The organism is Vibrio alginolyticus NBRC 15630 = ATCC 17749 (assembly GCF_000354175.2).
In the GTDB taxonomy this organism is placed as follows: Bacteria; Pseudomonadota; Gammaproteobacteria; order Enterobacterales; family Vibrionaceae; genus Vibrio; species Vibrio alginolyticus.
Map to the genome: position 1 here is coordinate 3,190,011 of NC_022349.1, position 22,026 is coordinate 3,212,036.

General features: G+C 43.9%; 15 protein-coding genes and 1 pseudogene. 7 read left to right on the forward strand and 9 right to left on the reverse strand.

Annotated features, from left to right (window positions below; translation table 11 throughout):
* Positions 1–330 precede the first annotated feature (330 nt).
* Complete coding sequence (locus N646_RS14680) at positions 331–1,740, forward strand: OprD family porin (protein ID WP_005382055.1); 1,410 nt, start codon at positions 331–333, stop codon at positions 1,738–1,740.
* 40 nt (positions 1,741–1,780) lie between these two features.
* On the opposite strand, the gene N646_RS23830 is transcribed toward N646_RS14680, so the two are convergent.
* The 6 genes and pseudogenes from N646_RS23830 to bcsE form a co-directional block, all read right to left on the reverse strand.
* Complete coding sequence (locus N646_RS23830; protein WP_021707681.1) at positions 1,781–1,963, reverse strand: hypothetical protein; 183 nt, start codon at positions 1,961–1,963, stop codon at positions 1,781–1,783.
* A 617-nt stretch (positions 1,964–2,580) separates the two neighbouring features.
* Complete coding sequence (locus N646_RS14685) at positions 2,581–3,042, reverse strand: NfeD family protein (protein ID WP_017634826.1); 462 nt, start codon at positions 3,040–3,042, stop codon at positions 2,581–2,583.
* 3 nt (positions 3,043–3,045) lie between these two features.
* Positions 3,046–3,963, reverse strand: coding sequence for an SPFH domain-containing protein (locus N646_RS14690; RefSeq protein WP_005382060.1), 918 nt, complete (start codon positions 3,961–3,963; stop codon positions 3,046–3,048).
* A 153-nt stretch (positions 3,964–4,116) separates the two neighbouring features.
* Positions 4,117–5,742 (reverse strand): cellulose biosynthesis protein BcsG, encoded by a 1,626-nt coding sequence (gene bcsG, locus N646_RS14695; protein WP_017819967.1) that lies wholly within the window; start codon positions 5,740–5,742, stop codon positions 4,117–4,119.
* Entirely contained in the window at positions 5,742–5,918 is a 177-nt protein-coding gene (locus tag N646_RS24795; RefSeq protein ID WP_017819966.1) for a hypothetical protein, read from the reverse strand. Before N646_RS24795 ends, bcsG begins: the two co-directional genes overlap by 1 nt.
* A pseudogene (gene bcsE, locus N646_RS14700) lies at positions 5,915–7,497 on the reverse strand (cellulose biosynthesis protein BcsE). The gene N646_RS24795 and the pseudogene bcsE overlap by 4 nt, the downstream one beginning before the upstream one ends.
* Positions 7,498–7,967: 470 nt before the next feature.
* Between bcsE and N646_RS14705 the strand changes: the two are divergent.
* Genes N646_RS14705 through N646_RS14730 form a run of 6 tightly spaced genes read left to right on the forward strand, consistent with a single transcriptional unit; the run spans position 7,968 to position 18,720 of the window.
* Entirely contained in the window at positions 7,968–8,165 is a 198-nt protein-coding gene (locus N646_RS14705; RefSeq protein ID WP_021034149.1) for a hypothetical protein, read from the forward strand.
* Positions 8,162–8,941 carry a cellulose biosynthesis protein BcsQ gene (gene bcsQ / locus N646_RS14710; protein ID WP_005382068.1) on the forward strand — a complete coding sequence of 260 codons (780 nt, stop codon included), beginning with the start codon at positions 8,162–8,164 and terminating at the stop codon, positions 8,939–8,941. The genes N646_RS14705 and bcsQ overlap by 4 nt, the downstream gene beginning before the upstream one ends.
* A 3-nt stretch (positions 8,942–8,944) precedes the next feature.
* Positions 8,945–11,584, forward strand: coding sequence for a UDP-forming cellulose synthase catalytic subunit (gene bcsA, locus N646_RS14715; RefSeq protein ID WP_017819965.1), 2,640 nt, complete (start codon positions 8,945–8,947; stop codon positions 11,582–11,584).
* Positions 11,574–13,859, forward strand: coding sequence for a cellulose biosynthesis cyclic di-GMP-binding regulatory protein BcsB (bcsB, locus tag N646_RS14720; RefSeq protein WP_017819964.1), 2,286 nt, complete (start codon positions 11,574–11,576; stop codon positions 13,857–13,859). The genes bcsA and bcsB overlap by 11 nt, the downstream gene beginning before the upstream one ends.
* Positions 13,859–14,965 carry a cellulose synthase complex periplasmic endoglucanase BcsZ gene (bcsZ, locus tag N646_RS14725; RefSeq protein ID WP_017819963.1) on the forward strand — a complete coding sequence of 369 codons (1,107 nt, stop codon included), beginning with the start codon at positions 13,859–13,861 and terminating at the stop codon, positions 14,963–14,965. Before bcsB ends, bcsZ begins: the two co-directional genes overlap by 1 nt.
* Positions 14,956–18,720, forward strand: coding sequence for a cellulose synthase subunit BcsC-related outer membrane protein (locus tag N646_RS14730; RefSeq protein ID WP_017819962.1), 3,765 nt, complete (start codon positions 14,956–14,958; stop codon positions 18,718–18,720). Before bcsZ ends, N646_RS14730 begins: the two co-directional genes overlap by 10 nt.
* 60 nt (positions 18,721–18,780) lie before the next feature.
* On the opposite strand, the gene N646_RS14735 is transcribed toward N646_RS14730, so the two are convergent.
* The 3 genes from N646_RS14735 to N646_RS14745 form a co-directional block, all read right to left on the reverse strand.
* Positions 18,781–19,635 carry a co-chaperone YbbN gene (locus tag N646_RS14735; RefSeq protein WP_017819961.1) on the reverse strand — a complete coding sequence of 285 codons (855 nt, stop codon included), beginning with the start codon at positions 19,633–19,635 and terminating at the stop codon, positions 18,781–18,783.
* Positions 19,636–20,107: 472 nt separating this feature from the next.
* Positions 20,108–20,935, reverse strand: coding sequence for an SDR family oxidoreductase (locus N646_RS14740; RefSeq protein ID WP_017819960.1), 828 nt, complete (start codon positions 20,933–20,935; stop codon positions 20,108–20,110).
* Between the two features lie 44 nt (positions 20,936–20,979).
* On the reverse strand, positions 20,980–21,894 hold the full coding sequence (locus N646_RS14745) for a TIGR01777 family oxidoreductase (RefSeq protein ID WP_005382076.1): 915 nt from the start codon (positions 21,892–21,894) through the stop codon (positions 20,980–20,982).
* Positions 21,895–22,026: the final 132 nt, after the last annotated feature.

The window sequence follows — 22,026 nt, forward strand, 5'->3', positions numbered from 1 at the left end:
AGTTGATACTTTCAGGCTAGATTTAAATGTTTGATTTTAAATGATATTTTGTTGAGTTGTGTTGGTGTTGTTAAAAATAAGATCTGGATCAATAAGTTATATGGAACTTTGGAGTGGCTCATATTTTTTTAGAAAAAAAATAAGTTCCATTTGGATGTTTTTAGCTGCGAAGTTAGTCTTAATCACGTGGATACACGGTGTGTATGCAGGAACTAAAAAAAGCCAAATTAGAAATAATGAGGTTTGATCAGGAATTTACTTCTCTCCTTCGGCGGCCAACTAAAGGTGAGATAGAAAAATACAGCTATATCCATTTTTAGGAGTTTTTCCATGGACAAATTTTTTAAGGTTTCAGCGTTAACCGCAGCAATGTTTGGTGTTGTTGCTGTCGCTCCAGCTACAGCGTCTACTGAAAGTGCAGCAGGTGGCGAGTACGTAGAGAAAGTGAACGAATTTATGCAAGACTCAAGTCTGAATGCATTATTCATAGTTGATACTCGTTCACGAACTCGTACAACAGGTAAGCCCGGCGGTGAAAATGGTGACCGTTGGAGTCGTCTAAACTACTCTTCTTACAACGCAATTTTAGACTTCACTTCTGGCTACCACGATGGTTGGGTGGGCGCTGATGTTGCGGCTTACTACTCTGGCGATCTTTACAACGATAGTCTTTACAATTCAAACGAAGGCTACCTATGTAACGAAATCTCAACTTGTAACAACCTAGACTGGGGTGCAGGTGATGGTCAGCAGCTTAAAGTTTACAAAGCAGCGCTGAAATTCAAAGCAAACGAAAACTTTAATGCTCGTTTCGGTATGTTACAGGCTGGTGGTAACGGTACAATCGGTAACGTTTGGAGCTTTGTACCTGGTACTTACCGTGGTTTCGAACTAAACGCTAAACTTGGTGATTTCAACCTAAGCTACTTTGGCGCAGACCAATTTACAGCACCTTGGCTGCTTCACGAAGATGATTACGCACCAGCGCTTTGGTCTGACACTTCATGGAGCTACCTACACTCTCTAGGCCTAAACGGTAACCTAACTGACAGCTTGTTTATGCAACTTGGTTTGGGTCAAGCTACTGGCGTTCAATATGCAAATGGTGTTGACTGGGGTGCAGGTCAAGTAACTAGCTACCACAACGAAACTGACAACACTTCTTACAAGGCTTACTTGAAGTACACTGTTAGTGACCGTACAACTCTAGCATTTGATTTCTACGGTGTTGACGATGATGTGAAATACGATGGTCTAGGTTTCCACACTGGTCTATCTTTGAATCAATCTTTCGGCAAGCTAGCTTGGATGTCTGAGTTGCGCTACACAGACACAGATAACCGTGCGGACTTCGTTCCTCGTACTATTCATACATATGGTATGAACAATGGTACTTGGTCTCAGTGGTGGGACGCGCTGTCTGACTGGAACAAAGCGGGTGAGCTAGCATGGTACAACCGTCTATCTTACAACCAAGGTAACGGCTGGAACTACTACCTAGGCTTTGGTTACGGTACTGGCGCTGACTCTGCAGCAAGCGGAGCATCAGGTGACTGGGATTACGAAAGCGAATACGCAGTTAACGCAACAGTATCTTACTCACTACAAAGTGGCGCGCTTAAAGGTTCTACCATTCGTTTACACGGTACAATCCTAGAACGTGATGAGTACGCAGGTGCTGGCGATGCGGATGAAACAGACTTACGTCTACAAGTTCTTATCCCTTACAGCTTCCACTAATACTTAATTAGATAATAAAAGGAGCCGCTAGGCTCCTTTTCTATTTCACTTCTCGGCCGTCGTATATTTTGCAATATAACGGTGGCAACATATGTACATTACCGTTTGGCAACTCACACTTTATCTCTGGGCCTAACGTACGACCACCGGATGCACCATTAGCATGAGTGGTTAACGGAATTATGGCAAAAGATATTACTAATAGACCAGATAAAAATCTCATAATAATCACCTTAATATAAACTTTAAATATCTACGTGCTTGTATAAACCGTGACTACGCAGAAAGGCAAGGTTGAATAGGGCTATTATATCAAACTAAGCTCTTACTTCTTTACTATTCCCATTCCCCACCTCTAAATCGACACATTTCACTTGGAATATTCGTAACGTCGCCACTTGGCATCTTACATTCGACTATAGGTCCCAAATTAGTTGTACCGCCGTTTCCGTTGTTGTAGGCAAAGGAAGAAAAAGAAAAAATACCGCACAACATTAAAAAGAGAAGCTTATTCATAGTACATCCTCTTACTTACCAAATAAAAAGCACTCAACTTAAATGCTTATGCGTTAAGTATGTATCCGAGGATAAAAAGATCAAAAAATAATTCAATAAAGTTTTATTTTTTAAAATAAATTTAGATCGATAATTTACCTAGATATATTTCTATCTTATTGATTGTCGTGTGTTGAATAATTAAATAATAGGAAATGGTAGGTAGGGTATTAATAATATTACTAATACTTATTTTTTTCTCGATTTTAATTAAGGTAATGAAATGAAAGCAGTTGTTTAGATTAAAGTAATGGAGCATGATTTGCCCCATTACTTTGGCATAAATTAATTAGAATCAGGCTCAATGATTAAAATAATACCTTCAACATCGGTGATTCTTACGCGGGTACCGGCTGGAAGTGCTTGATCCGATTGTGCGGACCATGTGGTATCGGCTACCTTGATGCGATTGAGCCCGACGGAAAAGTCTTCTTCAAGGATAAGAGTACGCCCAATTAACTGCTTGTACTTTTGGTTCAGATCTCTTTCTTGGTCTTCTTGCTTGTCTTTAGACCATTGTCGTCGCCACCAAAGCCAGGTGGTGATTAAGCTGAAGCTTGCAAAGCAAAGCCATTGCAATTGCCAGCTCATTGGCAAAACGGTCATGAGTGCTCCAACGATAAGTGCAGACATCCCGAGCCAGAGAAAATACCCTGCGGTACCAAGTAGCTCAACTGCTAAAAGAGCAAAGCCAAACGCTAGCCAATGCCAGAAAGAGATACCTTCCAACAAACTAAAAAAGTCCATAAATTATTCTTTATCTTGCTGTTTAAACATTTCTGCTATCCCTGCAACCGAGCCCATTAGTCCGGTTGCTTCTAATGGAAGCATAATGATTTTACCATTTTCGGCTTGACCAATGCTCTTGATCGCTTCGGTATAACCCTGTGCAATGAAGTAATTGACGGCTTGCATGTCACCTTTTGCAATGGCTTCGGAAACCATGTAAGTCGCTTTTGCTTCTGCTTGCGCGGCACGCTCACGTGCTTCTGCATGGAGAATAGCAGACTGCTTTTCGCCTTCAGCTTTTAATATCTCTGATTGTTTATGACCTTCGGCCTTTAATATCTCAGCTTGGCGAACCCCTTCTGCTTCAAGAATTTCCGCACGCTTATTACGCTCGGCTTTCATTTGCGCATTCATTGCAGCGGTCAGATCGGCTGGTGGCTGGACATCTTTAATCTCAATTCGTGTGACTTTTACGCCCCAAGGGTTTGTTGCTTGGTCAACAATCGCCAACAGCTTAGAGTTGATCATGTCGCGTTGGCTCAGCATTTCGTCCAGTTCCATTGAACCTAAAACGGTACGAATGTTCGTAAGGGTCAAGTTTCTAATAGCGTGTTCTAAGTCGTTGACTTCATAAGCCGCTTTTGCAGCATCGATCACTTGAACAAATCCGACAGCGTCAATAACCACGTTAGCGTTATCTTTTGAAATGACCTCTTGCGCAGGAATATCGAGAACGCGCTCCATCATGTTTACTTTTTGACCAACTTTATCAACGAATGGAATGATCAAGTTTAAACCCGGCTTTAATGTGTGGGTGTAGCGTCCGAAGCGTTCAACTGTCCAGTTGTTTCCTTGCGGAACCGTTTTAATGGCTGAAGATAAGATAACGACAGCAAGAACGACGAAAATACCGATGGTGATCAGTGAATCAATTGGCATGAGTTATTCCCTTAAGTGCATAATATTCGATCCATTTTTACCTATTTATAGACAATAGACAATTGAAGTTCTGAGACCTTTGAGAGGTTATTGGTTTTTTATATGACAAAGGCCGGAAACACCGGCCTTTGTCATTGCATGGTTTTACTCTCGCTATTTTGCGGGGTATTCAATCCAACTTGAACCATCAAGAGAAACATAATATTTCCCTTGTACTTCAATCACAGTAGAGCCTGAGTTCTGCGCGACAACTCGTGTTTCTGGTAGGTTCTCTGTCAATATTGAAGGGCTAAACGTCTTACTTTGATAAATGTTTTTATCCAGGATATTCGAAACGAGCTGCGACAATGCCAGATAGCTAGATGGCTCGCTTACGTGTTCGGTGTCGCCCTGACGCTGAATTCCTTCTCCGAAGATTTTAATTCCTACCGGTGTATGAATGATTGTCGGTGCAGGAATTTCTCGCATACCCGAAATTTGCATGCGGTCTCCTCGCATACCACCACCATGTTCTGGTACCAAAGCGACAACGATGTTGCGTTTTGAGGACTCTAAGGTTTTAAAGAACGCGTGGAGATCATCAAGCAAATTCTTAAGGCGCATTTTGTAGCTAGCAATAGATGTGCTTGAATTCGCATTGATGATCCTGTTGCCATCATGTAGTGAAATTGAGTTGTAGAGTGCCACGACTTTGTCGTCACTACTGTTAAGTCTTTGCTGCCACCAGTTATCCAATACTTGCTTATCGCGGAAGATCGAAGAGCCATCAAAAGATTTTTGGTAAGGAGTTAAGTCTTCTTGAGACATAAGAGCCGCTTGTAAGTCGCCGTCTTTTTTGATCAATTCAAGGAAGCTATCAAAGACACCATTGTGGTTCATCAGTAAATTTTCTGTGAAGCCTAGTTCTTTCAAACTTTCGAACAAGTAGCACTGCTTTGATGGTGCTGGCTGGAACAGTTGACTGTGTTCCTGTTGACCACAATTGGCTCGTAACAGACGAATGACCGCAGGCCCGCTGTATGACGTTGCAGAGCTAAAGTTGTCGAACATGATGTCAAATTCTTTGAATAGAGGATGATCGGCCAGTCCTGCAATTTCGATGTCATCCCACGCGACCGAGCAAATACTCAAGAACAACAAATCGAAAGGAGCATCCATTGCGCTGTTGGTATCGAATGCCACACGTCGAGAAGCTTCTTTAGAAAAGAAATCTGCAGTTAACGTGTTGAGACTGGCATCATTAATTTCCGTTATTTGAGGTTGTTTGCTAGCAGTAACCTCGGTTGTCGGCTGTTGTTGAGCTACTTCTGCAGCCACTGTTGTCTGAGGTTCAGTCGTCATAGGAATACTTATATAGACCATCGCAATAACCACAAAGACTGAAACTCTAACGAACTTGCTCAAAATAAAGTACGCACCACACAAAGCGAGCAATCCGAGTATTGCTTGGAATGATAAAAATCGTCCCAAAAGCTCGACCAGATAACTCAATTCAAACTGCATTAACTGTCCCGCTTGAGCCCAAAGACGGTCTAGAGGAGGTAGGTAAGAATCGTAATGCAAGAGCCACGCTGCGGCGACAAATACAACGATATGACGTACCGCATTTAGGCTTTTCATCGAGATAGGAAGCAGGATGAAGATCAACAGCGCAAAGTTTTCTATTGGATGGAAATCGATGATTCCTTGAAAATAGAGCGCTGTTTTTGCGATAAAGTAAATATTCCACCAGCCCAATCCTATAGTAGAGGGGGTAGAGTCATGAGAGTGCGATATCATTACTTAAGCTTCTTAGTATTAGTGGCTGATGTATCTAGCTCAAAATAGCGCGAGCGTTTTAAGTGCTTGTGGTAAAAGCGTCGGGTAGCGTTTACTAGGTCACGGATAAAGTATCCTAGGAGTAGGCCAATACCTGAGCTGATAATCACGGTCAGTAAAAAATCGTTAATATTCATGAACGCTCCTTGAGCTCGATGGTTTTTTTCACAGCAAACAAAGGAGGAACATCAGTAATGGAGTTAGTGGCGGTATGGAATATTTTCCTCTCTGTCGCCAGAGCTGAAACGTCGTCGGATATGACGGCTTCATCTTGAACGATGAATTTTAACTCTGTTTCGATATCTAATTGAGTATCAAACGTGTGAGTTGAATGAAATAAGTCTCTCACTGGGAACTCAAATATATTGTTGAGTGCAATATCAATATCGCTATGTCGAATAGCACTGAACAAGACATATAGAGCTTTGTTGCAGGCTGTCACAACGTCGCCATCTCTTCGAATATGGCAAAGACGTAAACATTCCTCTGCCGTCATACCTGGTAATAAGTTCAGCTTGATAAGCGCAAAGTTCACATTTGAGTGTGTTGAGTGGGAAATGACGTCAATACAGTATTGGCTAAAGTCCTGGTTTTGTAAGTAGCCTTTGCTACCAAACTTAAGGTCATACTTTAAGAGCGCCTCTAAACTGTCAGGAATTGGGCGTGTAAGCATCTGGCCTTGAATTGCTTCAACCTGAGTCATAAAGCGCATTGGGGGGATTTGCGCGTGAGAAATGAAGTTTGCCCCCGAGCGAAGTAAGAACTTTTCATCTGCATATCTCAGACATTGTTGGGTCTCCCTGACAATAATCTTTAGCTGACGGCCATACGCGGACCTTAAACGGTAGCAATCTAACGCGATCTGTTGAACTTCGCTTTGGTTATCACAGCTGAAAACAATAGTTGAAGAGCGAGGGTTGTCTAGCATCGCTATGAGTCCTTGATTGCTCTCTGCCACACGCATCCCTTTTGGGGCTTTCACGCTTTCTCTGAAAGCTCTTCTGCTGACATAGATTCTATCGCTATCCGATTTGTCTTCTGGCATGACATGAGATTGATGCGTTTCGTAAGACGTTGCTTTTAGTGTTTTATCTTTAGTTTTAGTGAGAATGTATTCGTGTTGGGTAATTACACCGTGTTTATTGGACCAAAAATCCACAAGATAGCAGTAGCGAGCGTCATCTAATGATGTCATGGTCGCCAAACCTGCAATGTGTCTATTATGAGAAATAAGAATGGGCTTTAATAGTGAAGTCGTCAGATGCCCATATATACAAACACTAATAGTGACTTTTTTATTATTTGCCAGCTCATTTAAGCTTTGTAGAAAGACACTTATAAAATCATCATTAGTTGATGATAGTAGCGAGTCTGGAACAACTAATAGACATGTAGAAAACTTCTTTATGTTCGTTTGGTGAATGTCTTTAGCAAGATTTATAGCTTTGGGTGTTTTTTTTGTGAATTTATGACTAAGAAAAAACACTGTTCAAGGTGGGTTTTAGATAAGTCATTGAATTTCATTAAGGCTTCATCATTCAATGTGGACAAAAAAGTTTCTTTGTCTGTAAAGCTTGTAAGTGAAGTGTTGTCATTTTCCGGTAGTGTACTGAACAAATAATCAATAAGCATCTGTTTATGAGTAAATAAGTTTACATAAACAGAGTTTATCTCTCGTTCGTTTTTAATAGCAGATGATTCAGAGAGTGATGACATAAAGAGCCTTAAATCAATAACTTAATGTGTTTTGTGAAGCTCACAATCCGTTGTATGCTAATCGTTACAATTTTGATTTTCTTAGTGACAAGAAAATGACGCTAAGATATTAAACGAAATTGATCAGAAATTAAAATAGTTATAGCATGTGCTTCACATGATGTTTATGAGTTTAAAATCAATAGTCTCTAAGTCTATGATTCTCATTTAAAATATTTAAATTTCTTATGTGTATTAAATGGATGGTAACAATTCATTATTGTAATCCTTTTTTCTGAAGTTAAATATTATTTAGGCCTTTGTTATTTATATGGGCTATAAATAAACTTATTCACATTCATCATCGTTCTATAAATATGAGACGCATAGGTCGATGCGTCAATTTTTTAACAATGGAATTTATACTGAAAATGATAGTGGCGGGATTGCTGTTATCTCAGTTTAAGCTCCGTTACATTGTGAAAAATTCTATGACTGAGTCTGCAAAAGATATTAATTCGATCTACTCTTCTTATAACTTAACTCAATACACGTATATTGAAACAACAGAAAACGAGTCTTACGTACAAGTTAAAAATAAGTGGCAAGTCTTCAAAGCCAACGGTGCTCGTAATGTTCTATCTTTGGTACGTAATACGCAGAAAAATTCAGAAACGGAAGCGATATGAAGCGCCTTCTATTTGTTAGTTTAAAAGGCGGCTGTGGCTCAACGACCGTCGCTGCGAATTTGGCACAAGCGTTAGTTAAGATAAATAAACAGGTACTGGCCATTGAGGTGGTGCCTAATAGTTTACTGCAAGCTCATCTTGGCTTGCCGAGGGAAGAGCAAGGAGGCTGGGCGAAACAACTTCTTTTAGATAAGCCTTGGACCCAGGCTGGTTATGAAAGCCCACAAGGTGCACTTTTTTTACCGTTTGGCCATCTGAATTCTGAGCAGTTAAAAGCGTTTTTTAATGAGCGTTCTCACTATCTATCAATGCTAGGTGAAATGACGTTGCAAGTGAGCGAAAACCGTGGTGAGCAGTGGCTGCTTTTTCACGCCGACTTAGCAGAGCTTACTGATCCTGAAGTGCGATCTTTTGTCGACTCAATGGATATGATTGTGGTGGTGGTAACGGCAGACGCCCTGAGTTATCTCACTCTTCAATCTTGGCTACAACATGAAGAGCTATCGAGATTGCTTCGCTCTGATAAATTACGTTTTTTGGTGAATAAATATCAGCCAGAAACCGAAATTGGTCGTGATTTCATGTTGGTGCTGAAAAAGGAACTTAGCGAATCCTTGATTCCTGTTTCGATTCATCGAGATACGGCATTGCTTGAATGTGTGGCAAACCTGACGACCGTTCAACACTATTCGCCATCGAGCCAAGCCGCAAAAGATTTTCAGTCTTTTGCTTTTTGGTGTGTATCAGCGTTATCAAGCGCTCAGGACCAAAGCTAATTTATGCGAAGTCTTAATCTGATTTTCCAACGTTGGGTAGTGGACCAATTCAGACTGCAGAAGAACGCTTACGAGCAAGCCTGGAATTGTAAAACAAACTGGGTTGGTGAGTGTGCTTTGTCTTTTTGGTTTTCATTGAGTTTTGTATTTTTAAAGCCGGTTATTTCGGGTGTTCCCTCATGGAAACTGCCTTTGGTTTACTATCCAAACGTTAATTTTGCTGCGCCAAGATGGTTTGAACCTGTACGTTTTATTATCCAAAGCGTGTGGTTGCTTTGCTTCAGGCAAAACGTAAATGTAAATACAGCATGGTCCAAAAAAACCAGCAGCTTAGCGATGACTTTAGCCGAGCAAATTCGCAATGCGTTCTACTTGCCATTTGAATTGGTTGCAAAAGGCGTCCGCTGGTTAGAACAGACAGCGAACAACATCAAAGATCCACAAGTTCGAGAGCGTATTAAAGCAAGTAAGTCAGCGATGGCGTTGAACTACACCTTGTTGTTTTTCGTGGTGTTAATCGCTTTGCTTTGTTTTACGGTGCCATTTGGTTATCAGGCTCAGACTGTCTTTGTGCTGTTACTCTGGGCATTAGCGATGATGGTCCGTCGCATGCCGGGTCGTTTTCCTACCATGCTTTTGATCATCTTGTCGGTTACGGCCTCATGTCGATACTTGTGGTGGCGTTATTCGTCTACCCTGAACTGGGACGATCCTGTTGCTTTGTTTCTAGGGGGCGTTTTACTTCTAGCTGAGACGTATTCTTGGATTGTGCTGATGCTTGGCTATTTCCAAAATATCTGGCCATTGAATCGCAAACCAGTATCGATGCCACCGGATCAGTCAACTTGGCCAACCATTGACTTGATGATCCCTACTTACAACGAAGATCTCGATGTTGTGAAAGCGACGGTTTATGCCTCGTTAGGTGTCGATTGGCCGAAAGACAAACTTAACATCCACATTCTGGATGACGGCAAGCGTGATAGCTTCCGAGATTTCGCCAAAAGTGTAGGGGTGAACTACATCCGCCGCCCAACGAATGAACATGCGAAAGCCGGTAACATTAACTATGCGTTGAAGCAGACCAGCGGTGAGTTTGTTGCGATTTTTGACTGTGACCATATTCCTACACGAGCATTTTTTCAGCTCACAATGGGGATGTTCCTGAAAGATCCAAAGTTGGCGCTTATTCAGACGCCGCACCATTTTTTCTCACCGGATCCTTTTGAGCGTAACTTATCGAACTTTCGTAACGTGCCAAACGAAGGCAACTTGTTTTACGGCCTGATTCAAGATGGTAACGACTTATGGGATGCGACTTTCTTCTGTGGCTCGTGCGCTATTTTACGTCGAGAGCCTTTAGAGGAAGTCGGTGGTATTGCAGTCGAAACCGTGACGGAAGATGCGCACACGTCTCTGCGCATGCACCGTTTAGGCTATCGTTCTGCATATCTTAAGCAGCCGATTTCTGCTGGTTTGGCGACAGAAACATTGTCTGCACACGTTGGGCAACGCATTCGTTGGGCTCGCGGGATGGCGCAGATATTTAGGGTCGATAATCCATTGACTGGAAAGGGGCTTAAGCTCTCTCAACGGCTTTGTTACGTCAATGCCATGCTGCACTTTCTATCTGGTATCCCGAGGATTGTATTCCTGATCGCACCCTTGGCTTATTTGTTGCTGCATTCCTACGTGATTTATGCGCCAGCGCTGGCGATCATTTTGTACGTATTACCCCACATGATTCACGCCAGCATGACCAACTCTCGTATGCAGGGTGACTACCGTTATTCGTTTTGGGGTGAGGTATACGAAACCGTGCTTGCTTGGTATATCGCAAGGCCAACAACGGTGGCTTTGTTTGCGCCCCATAAAGGGACATTCAACGTAACGGCAAAAGGCGGTTTGGTTGAAAAGTCTCACTACGATTGGGTGATCTCTCGACCATATTTGGTTTTGGTTGCACTCAACATTTTGGGCTTCGCTGTAGGGATTTACCGAATGGGGTGGGGGCCTCAAAATGAAATCGGTACAGTTATCGTGAATCTCGTATGGACGATGTACAACCTGTTGATTTTAGGTGCTGCCGTTGCGGTTGCAGTAGAAGCTAAACAAGTGCGAAAAGATCACCGAGTAGAGGTGGCGATTCCTGTCGCGGTTAGGCTTAATTCTGGGCATTTAATACAAGCGCAGATGAAGGATTTCTCTTTGGGGGGCGTGCGCATAGAAATTGACGGGGTCGATGAACCAACCTGTGCTTACTTACTCGGTCAAACCTTAGAAGTGATCCTCAATCGAGGTGGCCAAGAATTCGTGTTCCCTATGACGGTTGCCTATGCTCATAAGGGGATATTTGGTTTACAACTCAACGAATTGTCTCATCAACAACAAATCCAATACGTCCAATGTACATTTGCACGTGCAGATACATGGGCGAAATGGCAACAAGGTTATCAATCAGATAAACCTCTATCGAGTATGCAGGCTGTACTGCAAGTCGGCTTTAATGGATACAAACGCTTGCTGCAACATTGTCCTAAGTTTGTTCAGGTCAGTGTGGATGCACTTTTATTTTGTATCGAATTTATTTGGTCACTAAGACCTCGTTATGTCCCAATCAGGACCTCAAGTCATGCTAAATAATAAAAAACTAACAGCGTTGACAACGGCTATCACTCTCATGTGTATGTCGTGCAGTCTCGCGGCACAAGAAGTAAGTCAGCAACAAGCAATGCCTTTGGCACAGCAAGATGCTGAAGATTCGACCGTGTTTAAGCGCGTCATCCCATTTAGTCAATTAGGTTACAGTGGTTCAATTGCTATCCAAGGTAGTGAGGCCAGTGCTTATATTGGTTTCGGTTCGCGACTCGATGAGGTGGTATCTAAAGCAACGTTGCACTTTGATATCACACCTTCGCCAGCGTTGCTCTCTTTGGTTTCTCACGTCAAAGTGTATTTGAACAACGAACTTATGGGAGTAGCGTCAATCGTCGATGGCCAGCAAGGCAAAAAGTTGAGCTTATCTATGCCGCTGGACACTCGTTACTTTAGTAATTACAACCAAATTCGCTTTGAGTTAATAGGGAATACTCAGAAAGACTGTGCTAACCCCAATGACTCGAGCATTTGGGCTGAGATTAGCCAAAGTAGTCGAATTGAGATGCTTGCTCAAAAGACAGTGCTGGAAAGTGACTTGAGTTTGTTACCGGCTCCTTTTTTTGATGTCCGTGATTTCAGCCAGTTAAATCTGCCTGTCGTGATGGGTAGCAAATACGATTTAGATGATGTCAAGGCTGCCGGTGTCTTGAGCTCTTACTTTGGTGCTCTTGCGGGTTGGCGTGGTGCTCAATTCCCTTTTAGTGTCGACACGTTACCTAAGCGCAACGCCATTGTCTTTGTTACCAATGACAACAAACCTGAGTTTCTGAGAGATTTTCCAGACACGGATGGCCCTCGTCTTCAAGTCATCACTCATCCAACAGACCCGTACGTGAAGTTTCTTCTGGTGACAGGCCGTGACAGTAAGGATCTTAACATTGCGGTGCAAGGTTTGGCGTTGGGAAACCAACTTCTTACTGGACCAATCGCGAAGATTAATGAAGTCAAACAAATCAAACCACGAGTCCCGTACGATGCGCCAAACTGGGTGAGTACGGCTCGTCCTGTTGCATTGTCTGAGTTAGTCGAACAAAAAAGCATGCTGCAAGTGGAAGGCCGAACGCCTCCACCAATCAACGTAAGTTTGCGTTTACCACCCGATCTCTTTACTTGGCAAAGCCGTGGTATACCGATGGATCTTAACTATCGTTATTCACCGCCTGCTGCGGATCATTCCGGCTCTCGTCTGACTTTGAGTATTAATGACCAATTCATTGAGGCGTTCAACCTAACCACAAAAGGTCAAGGTGGAGAATCTAACCGTATACGTGTTCCTTTGTTAGATGATGGCATTCTAAGTGGTGATACGTTTGTTCGCATTCCGGCTTTTAAGGTGGGTAGTCAAAACCGAATCGAGTTCGAATTTGGCTTTGCTTCGGTGACCGATGGGCAGTGCCAGGTAACGCAGCCAAGTAAGCAATACGCGGTTATTGATGGTGATTCTACTATTGATTTTAGTGGTTTCCCCCACTACATCGAAATGCCAAATATGCGCGCTTTTGCTACATCCGGTTTTCCTTACACTCGCATGGCTGATTTGTCAGAAACTGCTATTGTTGTTCCAGAGAGTGCTCCAAAAGAAGTGTTGCAAACCTTCTTAAACGTCATGGGGTCATTGGGACGTGACTCTGGGTACCCAGGTATTCAGGTGCTTTTGACAGATAAATGGAATGCTGAGCAACTAAAAAATAAAGATATCCTGACGATTGGTGTTGTGGATGCATTAGAAGAAGCCGCTAATAATCCTGACCAAGTTAACTTAGTGGTTAAAGAGGGTCAGAGACAAATTCGCCTACCAAGCAAAAATGAAAAGCAGCTCGGAATGAACTGGATGAGTCCAAGTGATGCTCGTCAAGCCGCCGCAGATTATGTTTCTGTCGAGGCAGAAGGCTCTTTTGCTGCTATTTATGGTGCAGAATCGCCATTTACGAAAAAACGCAGCGTCATTTCTATTATGGCGGCTCACCCGTCAGATTTTTCGTCGGTTGATCGCGCGTTGGCTGACTCCGGTAAAGTGGAGCACATGTTTGGCTCGGTGGTGACGTTGAGAAATAACGAAGTAGCAAGCTACAACGTGGGTTCGCACTACTATGTCGGTAAGCTTCCTGTGTGGCAGCTCGTTTGGTATCACTTCTCTAATCACCCAGTCATCGTTGCGTGCTTTGCCGCCTTGCTAGTGGTGATCGTAACCATTGTGCTTTGGCGCGTATTACGTCAAGTCGCGTCTAGACGTTTAGAAAAAACTGAGGAAGAGGAATAATGAAAAAACTCATCTCGTTCCTTATGTTGTTCGTGTCTCCTTACTTGTGGGCTAACACCTGCGAGTGGCCACAATGGGAAACATTTAAGTCGGTATACATGGAGCAAGGCCGAGTCGTTGATGGCAGTGACGAGCGTATGATTACAACCTCGGAAGGCCAATCTTACGCATTGTTCTTTGCCTTGGTTGCCAATGACCCTAAAACCTTCGATCAGGTTTTAAAATGGACTCAATCACATTTGGCTGGTGGGGATTTGACGGCAAGGCTTCCTGCTTGGTTGTGGGGAAGAAAAGAAAATGGTCAGTTCGGAGTCTTGGATTCTAACCCAGCGTCAGATTCTGATTTGTGGATAGCTTACTCCCTTGTTGAGGCGGGGAGATTATGGAATAACTACTACTATCAGACCCTTGGACATCTGATCGCGAGTCGTATTTTACGTGAAGAAACCGTCAACATAGCGGGAGTTGGAACGGTATTGTTGCCAGCTCCAACGGGCTTTGATGCCGACGGCCAGTACCGTGTGAATCCGAGTTATGTTCCGTTACAACTGATTGCTCGTATGCAGTCGCTGTACCCGCAATACAACTGGGACTCAATGTATAAGGCAAGTGTTCACATGCTAGAGAAAACGATGCCAGCAGGCTTTAGCCCAGACTGGGCAACATTGAGAAATGGTCGTTATAGCTCAGATGTGGTTACAGGGCCGATGGGCAGTTACAACGCGATCCGCACTTATCTTTGGGCGGGTATGCTAAATGACCAAGTTTCAGAAAAAGCAGTATTAGTGCAAAAAATGCAGCCGTTTGTCGCGGCAACCAAAGCCGTTGGTGCGCCAGCGAGAGAAGTAAATACTGAAACGGGTAAATATACCCAAGCAGGAAGCGCAGGTTTTTCTGCTGCGGCTCTTCCGTTACTCGCGGCTTCTGGTGAATCTGCGCTGTTGGAGACGCAGTTTCGTCGTGCTCAAAATGAACTTGTGGTGGACAAAAACGATCATTATTACGACAACGTATTAAGTCTATTTGGGCTTGGTTGGCATGAAGAACGTTACCGTTTTGGTGTGCAAGGTGAATTGCTTCCTGTACGGAGCGAGAGATGTCAGTAACAGGATACGTGTTATGGTGGATTCCACTGGTTGCTTTGGCGGCTGGTGGCGTCGGCACTGTGCATGCAGAAAGCTTTAGCTCAAAACCTCTGACAAAGTCGCAGCTCGCACAGGTCTACAAGCCTATCGAGCTGGTTCAATTTTCCACATCATTAGCACGAGTTGACTCGGTTGAGTGGTTGGTTGAGCAGCTAAAACTGGCGGATGCGATTGGCCGAGATGATATTGTCGAGAGTACTCTGGAGAGGCTGTTCGCGATTGAAGAAAGCAATCCAACGGGGCTTTTCTATCAAGCGAATATGTATCTGAAACGTAAGCAGCCAGAATTAGCAAAACCGGTATTTGAGCGCTTAATCAGACAGGCGCCTCATTCGACTCAAGCGAAAAACTTGTCATCGATTATGGCTATTCAGGGAGAGAAAAGAGCGGATTATCAGCGCGCTCAGTTGCTTGCAAAATCTGGTCGTTACGATGAAGCGATTCAAGCTTACAAAGCCCTTTTCCCAAATGGAATGCCATCACCAGCGTTACAACTTGAACTCCTACAGTTGCAAAGTAATTTGCCTGGCAGTTGGATCTCGGTGAAACAGGGACTGGAACGTTTAAATGCAAATTATCCTAGTGTTCCGTCTTTTCAACTCGCGTTAGCCAACCATATTCGCAAAGAGAATCCTGCTGATCCATGGATTCTCGATACCTATAAAAAGTTAGCGCTTGCTCCTTCGGTTGGAACAAATGCGGCAACGTCGTGGTTGCGTGCATTGGATCAATTGCCTATTTCAGATCAAGTTGTTCAGCAATATGCCATCTTAGCTAGCTACTACCCGTCTGACATGGAGATACAAAGAGCGAATCAAAGCGCGAAAGATCGCTGGAAAAAGGAAAAGGAACTACGCAAAGACCCCACCTATCTCGCCAAGCTCAAAGGGTTAGCGTTGCTCGAGGAAGATAAAACCGGCCAAGCAGAAGCTCAGCTGCGTTATGCGTTGACGACTCGTCCGCAAGATCCTGAATTGCTTGGTGCTATGGGTAAGGTTTATCTACGTAGAGGGCAGCAACAAAAAGCGCTCGGATACTTTAAACAGGCTCAGCACTTAGATCATAATCCTGACTCGGCCTCAAAATGGGCAGCGCTAATCGAGACTTCTCAATATTGGGCGTATCTTGATCAAGGTGATGCCTTGGTCGAAAAAGGCCAGTTTAAGCAAGCAGAAAGCGCTTATCAAAAAGCGATTCAAGTAGATAAATCCCAACCTTATGCTTATTCATCATTAGGCTCTTTGTATCTGGTACAAGAAAATTATGCCGCGGCAGAGAAGGTTTTCAAACAAGCTTTGCAACTGGATAGCAGCAATAGCTCTGCATTGCGTGGTCGCTTAGATGTTCGTATTCAGCAGCAAGATTGGTCTGGCGCGGAAGCACTCGCGCGCAGTTACTCAGCCCCACAGCAGAAAGTGGTCGCTGAAAAAATAGCGAGCATCAAGTCGGAAGTTATTTTGACTCGTCTGCGGATCGCAATCGCTCAAAATGATCAGGCAACGATGAAAGCGTCCGTAGAGGAATTGATTGCGCTACAGCCAACCTCCCCATGGTTAAGGCTTGATATTGCTGACGTGGTTCATTCAATGGGCGACAAAGTACGCGCGGATACGCTGATGTCCGATTGGGCTACATCTAGTAATGACCCTGAAATGAAATTTGCTTACGCGCTTTATCTCGCGCAGGACTTCAACGTGAATGAGGCCATCGCTGAGCTAGAGAGTATCGCACAACATGATATGACAGACGCAATGCAGCGCAATTTAACCCGCTTGAAGCTTGATGCTCAGTTGAGAGACATTCAAACGCGTTACTTAGCTTCTCCCGAATCAGTAATGGCGACATTACGTGCGCTAGAGTCGGATTATCAAGGTCAAATTCAACCGCTCGCTCGTCTAGTGAGTGCGTGGTTAGACATTGATGAAGTTAAGGAAGCTGAGAGGATTTTCCGAAACATTTCGCTTTCAGAAGATTGGTCAACCGATGACAAACTGGCTTACGGCAGCATGATGGTAAGCTTGAATCACTTTGAAGATTTTGATCGTTGGTACGCGGACTTAGCATTAAATTCCGCAACACAAGATTTAAGTGCTTCGGAAGCATTACAGCTTGATGAACTCAAAACCCGTCGACTGTTGAGTCAAGCGGATCTGATGCTGGTTAATCAACAGCCTAAGCTTGCGTTGGATTTGTATGAACAAGTTTCTTTAAAGCCTGAGCCATTTAAAACTCAAGCAGAAATTGGCATGTTGCAAGCTAGTGCTTTGACTGGATATGAAGCGACGTATCACGACATGCACCTCATTTTGAATAAAAAGCGCGATAGCTTAACTGCGGCACAGTTGATGACAGTGGCCGCGGTGTTTAATCAACAAGGCTATCGAAATGACGCTAATGCGCTAAATCAGTTGTTGGATGCGATGCCTGATGCTGACGCATTAGCATTTCGCAATAGCATGTCTATAGCAATGGAAAATCAACAGTGGGCGTTAGCTGAAACACGCGCCTATCAAGCCTTAAATCGTGACCGAATGGATAAAAATCGTGAACCTGAAGAGGCGAAAAAAGAACCCCTAAGCTTACGCGAGCTATATGATACTGCTGACGACTACTGGTTGACTCGTAACGTCAAATCGGACATCGATAAACTGCATGATCGGAGTGATGGGCATGTCATGATTGGCTGGGATTACAGTGCACGAGATGGCCGTAATACTTCGAATCAAGTGCCCATAGAAGCCCGAATCCCGATAGAGAGCTGGGATGGGCACCTATTGCTAAAAGCCGATTATGTTTCTATCGATTCAGGTCAGTTGGACTATTATGAAAAAACCACCGATTCTGACAGCACTTCGTTCCAAAATGACGCATCAGGTATGGCATTTGGAGTGGGCTGGCAGGCTGAAGATTGGTTGGTCGATATCGGCACGACACCAATTGGTTTCGACCATACCACATGGGTTGGTGGTGTGCGCATCAATGGGGACCTGGGTGAGTTCGGTTGGACGGCAGAAGCTTCGCGTCGCCCAGAGACCAGTAGCGCGCTTTCTTATGCTGGAATGTCTGTCCCTAGCGGCACGACTGACCCTCAAGGGACTAAATGGGGCGGAGTTGCTCGTACTGGTGTGAAGTTGAGCTCAAGTTGGGACATTGGTGGCCCTTACGGTTTTTGGAGTAGCTTGCAGTATCATGTTTTGACTGGTGAAAAGGTTGAGGACAACACTCGTTTAGGCGTGCTAGGTGGAGCGTACTACAAGTTAATTGCAACGGATGACCAGCGTTTAAGTATAGGTACGAACTTAATGTACCTTGATTACGACAAAAATCTGGGTGAGTACACGCTAGGTCACGGTGGCTACTACAGCCCGCAAAGTTACTTCTCGGTGTCTTTACCTATCAACTTTTATGGCCGATACAACAGTTCTTGGTCATATCAATTGAGTGCATCCGTCTCTAACTCTTGGACTAAGGAAGACGCGCCATACTTATCGACAGTAGCGGAGTCAGACAAAGGTGGTGGTTTTGGTACGTCGTTGCAAGCGGCGGTGGAAAAGCGAGTCAGCAAACGTTGGTATCTTGGTGCGTTAGTCGATGTACAACGTTCTGAGTTTTATACACCAAACCATTTCATGCTTTATGCCAAGTACACCTTTAATGATCGTTGGCAACCAATAGAGTATCCGCCAGCAGCACCAACGTTGTATAGCGACTTCTAACAAAAAACAAAGGCCGGAAATCCCGGCCTTTGTTGTCTTATTCCTAGAAGAATGCGGCGCTTAGTACAAAATTGAGTAAAGCTGGCGACGATATCTGCTTGCTAATGCGTTACCTTGACCTAGCGCACTGAGAATATCCATAAAAGTCTTCTTCACGTCACCGTCTTGGGCGCCCAAGTCTTTTTTAAGAATATTCCACAGCAGTTCCAACGCTTCTTCATCCCGACCAACTTGGTTGTATTGTACCGCCAATTCACAAGCGAGTTCGAAGTTTGCCATGTCTGCTGCGTATGCTTGTTCTAGTCGCTGTAACTCAGGGCTATCTGCAGCCTGCAAATGCAGCTCGAGCTTGGCTATTAGGCTCTTGTAGTAGTTATCTTGATACTCGAGAGGGATAGCGTTCAGTAGTTCTTGGGCAATATCAAATTGTTTGGTTTCTAGCAAACAATCAGCCATCGCGAGTTTCACATCACCACGCTCTTGCAGCTCTGGCGGCAAAGTGTGGATGATGCTCAAAGCCTGAGCATGCTCACCTTGCTGAAGAAGTTCACTGACTTGTTTTAATAGTTGCTCATCTGGGCTTGGCAAATGCTTTTGTAGCATGGTAGCAATGGCATCAATTGGCTGGGGGCCTCCCAGACCATCGACGGCTTGACCATTTATAAACAGCGCGATAGTTGGCAATACTTGCACGCCAAATTGAGACGCTAAAGCGGGCTGATCTTCACAATTTAGTAGAGCAAGCGTAAATGCACCGTTGTACTGTTGAGCAAGAGATTGCAACTCAGGGAGTATCTGTGCGCTTTCTGGCTGAGCGTTGGCCCAAAAGTGGATCAAAACGGGCGTGTTCATTGATCCTTCAAGCGTTTCGCGAAAGTTCTGTTCTGTTATCTCAACGATAAATGGGGATTGCATCAGAGTATCCTTGCCTTGTGTCTTGTCGTTGATATTAGATATGGAGTTGATTTAGGTGAAATTCAAGCGACATTCACCATCAATAATGAATCATTCTATTTTGAGAAAACGTGAGGTAATAGAGTGAGGTTATTGCTGCTCAGGTGTTAGATAAAAAGAAAACGCTGCCGAAGCAGCGCAATTCTAATGCTATTTGTTAGTGCGGTATCAAAATAGGATGAACATGGTCAACACTACACCCACACTAAGCCAGTTAAGCTGATTTAATGTCATTGTTGCCTCGCAGTAGTATAAACATTGCTACAAAACGTAATGGGTGGCGATACCAAATCTAAGCAACTCAATCACTTTGGGCGAAAGAATCCCCGCTGAATTGCGTAGAAATTGATTCGTTTAGTTGAGGTTTTTTTAACCTACATGTTCATAATGACATCACATTGTTACGGTGAAATTACATTTCGACAAAACTTTTTTATGCAGCCTGTCGCAAAATTTTATCAAGTGCACGGGTTGGTAATAGTCTTTTCAAGACTGCGAATAATTTAGTCGGTGTAGTAATTCGATAACGAATTTTCGGTGAAACGCTAGTTAATGCATGAAGAACTGGTGCGATGCAAGACTCTGCAGGCAAAACAAATCGATTATTAGACTTGTCGTTGTTGAGTCGCTCTCTTTGTCCTTCATAAGCATCACGATGGGGGCTAGATTCAATATCAACCCACTTCTCAAAGGCTCGTAATGCATTGTTTCTAAATTGAGTTTCGATCGGTCCTGGTTCTATCAATGCTACTTTGATATTCGTATCCGCAAGCTCTAGCCTGAGCGTATCTGTCCAGCCTTCTAAGGCAAATTTTGATGCATTATAGGCACCACGGTATTTCATTGCGGCAAAACCAAGAACAGAGCTGTTTTGTATGATGCGTCCTTCGCCTTGCTGGCGCATATGAGGAAGTACCTCTCTGACCAACTGGTGCCAACCAAAAAAGTTGGTCTGAAATTGATCTTGAAGAGCCTCGGTGGGTAAGTCTTCCAGTGCTCCGGGCTGACCATAGGCACCATTATTGAACACTGCGTAAAGCTTACCTTCTGCTAACTCTAGCGCTTGCTTCACGCCCGAAGAAATGCTTTCTGGGCTATTTAGGTCTAGATTGATGCAGGTTAGCCCTTCATTAATTAGGCGCTGGACATCTTGTTCTTTCCTACAAGATGCAATGACATTAAATCCCTTGTTTTGTAGGGCGTGAGCGCACACGTAACCGATGCCGGTTGAACAACCCGTAATAAGAATCGACTTTTTCATAATTTAATTTAAGACTCAGAAACCTTGATTAGAGCCATCATTCATCAGCTCCGGTCATGAAGCAAGTGCTTGAGTGCTGGCTCTATTCTGGAGTAGCTAAATTTAAAGCCCAGTTCGGTGAGTTTTTTGGGTTTGGCTCTCATGCTATCAAACAATAAGCAGGAAGATTCTCCCATTAGGAGTTCCATCGCCCATTTAGGCGTGAACAAGATATGCGGACGTTTTAGCGTTTTAGCTAGTGTGCCGCTGAATATACGATTAGTCACAGGATGGGGGGCGCACATATTGAATGCACCGTGGGCATGTGGTGTTTCAAGCAAGTACATGATGGCGCGGACCATATCTAGGATGTGAATCCAAGGCATGTACTGATTACCGTTCCCAAGTGGGCCGCCTACGCCAAGCTTGTAAGGTAATAGCATTTTTGCCAACGCACCACCATTAAGGCCGAGTACCACGCCAGTTCTCAGTAGACAAACCCGTGTTTGTTCCGACTCTGCGCGCTTGGCTATTTGCTCCCACTTTGCACAAACCTCGTGAGGAAAGTCGTCGCTATTAACATGTAAGCACTCATCAAACGGATGGTCTTGTTGATCACCATAGTAGCCAACTGCCGAGCCACTAATAAAAACAGAGGGAGGTTCGGTACTTGCGTGGATCAGCTCAACAATTTGCTCGGTAATTTTCCAACGACTTTTGCAGATTTTTTCTTTTTGCTCGCTGGTCCACCTTTTATCCGCAATTGGCTCACCTGCAAGATTAATGACGGCATCAACGTGATTGAGATCGGCGAACGACTCGAGCGAGTCAAGGTATTCGATATTACCCAGATCAGCATGCTGTAGGCGTTGTTTTGCTCGCTCTGGAGAGCGTGTAAGTAGCATAACCTGGTGAGTTGATAGCAGCTTGAGCAACTCCGAGCCAATAAACCCAGTGCCACCTGTGAGTAATATCTTCATGTTATCTCTTTGAATGTACACGTATTAGAACATTATAGTCGTTTTGTGCTTAGCTTGATCATCTCAACACCATTATTTCTGGGATAGTGACAAGCTGGCAGAGATACTATTAACTTCACATATTAGAAAATA

Coding starts and splice junctions, on each gene's coding strand:
- N646_RS14735 (WP_017819961.1), bottom strand. CDS start 19,635: ATGCAATCCCCATTTATCGTTGAGATAACAGAACAGAACTTTCGCGAA.
- bcsA (WP_017819965.1), top strand. CDS start 8,945: ATGCGAAGTCTTAATCTGATTTTCCAACGTTGGGTAGTGGACCAATTC.
- bcsQ (WP_005382068.1), top strand. CDS start 8,162: ATGAAGCGCCTTCTATTTGTTAGTTTAAAAGGCGGCTGTGGCTCAACG.
- bcsG (WP_017819967.1), bottom strand. CDS start 5,742: ATGATATCGCACTCTCATGACTCTACCCCCTCTACTATAGGATTGGGC.
- N646_RS14745 (WP_005382076.1), bottom strand. CDS start 21,894: ATGAAGATATTACTCACAGGTGGCACTGGGTTTATTGGCTCGGAGTTG.
- bcsZ (WP_017819963.1), top strand. CDS start 13,859: ATGAAAAAACTCATCTCGTTCCTTATGTTGTTCGTGTCTCCTTACTTG.
- N646_RS14690 (WP_005382060.1), bottom strand. CDS start 3,963: ATGCCAATTGATTCACTGATCACCATCGGTATTTTCGTCGTTCTTGCT.
- N646_RS14740 (WP_017819960.1), bottom strand. CDS start 20,935: ATGAAAAAGTCGATTCTTATTACGGGTTGTTCAACCGGCATCGGTTAC.
- N646_RS14685 (WP_017634826.1), bottom strand. CDS start 3,042: ATGGACTTTTTTAGTTTGTTGGAAGGTATCTCTTTCTGGCATTGGCTA.
- N646_RS14730 (WP_017819962.1), top strand. CDS start 14,956: ATGTCAGTAACAGGATACGTGTTATGGTGGATTCCACTGGTTGCTTTG.
- N646_RS14680 (WP_005382055.1), top strand. CDS start 331: ATGGACAAATTTTTTAAGGTTTCAGCGTTAACCGCAGCAATGTTTGGT.
- N646_RS14705 (WP_021034149.1), top strand. CDS start 7,968: ATGACTGAGTCTGCAAAAGATATTAATTCGATCTACTCTTCTTATAAC.
- N646_RS23830 (WP_021707681.1), bottom strand. CDS start 1,963: ATGAGATTTTTATCTGGTCTATTAGTAATATCTTTTGCCATAATTCCG.
- N646_RS24795 (WP_017819966.1), bottom strand. CDS start 5,918: ATGAATATTAACGATTTTTTACTGACCGTGATTATCAGCTCAGGTATT.
- bcsB (WP_017819964.1), top strand. CDS start 11,574: ATGCTAAATAATAAAAAACTAACAGCGTTGACAACGGCTATCACTCTC.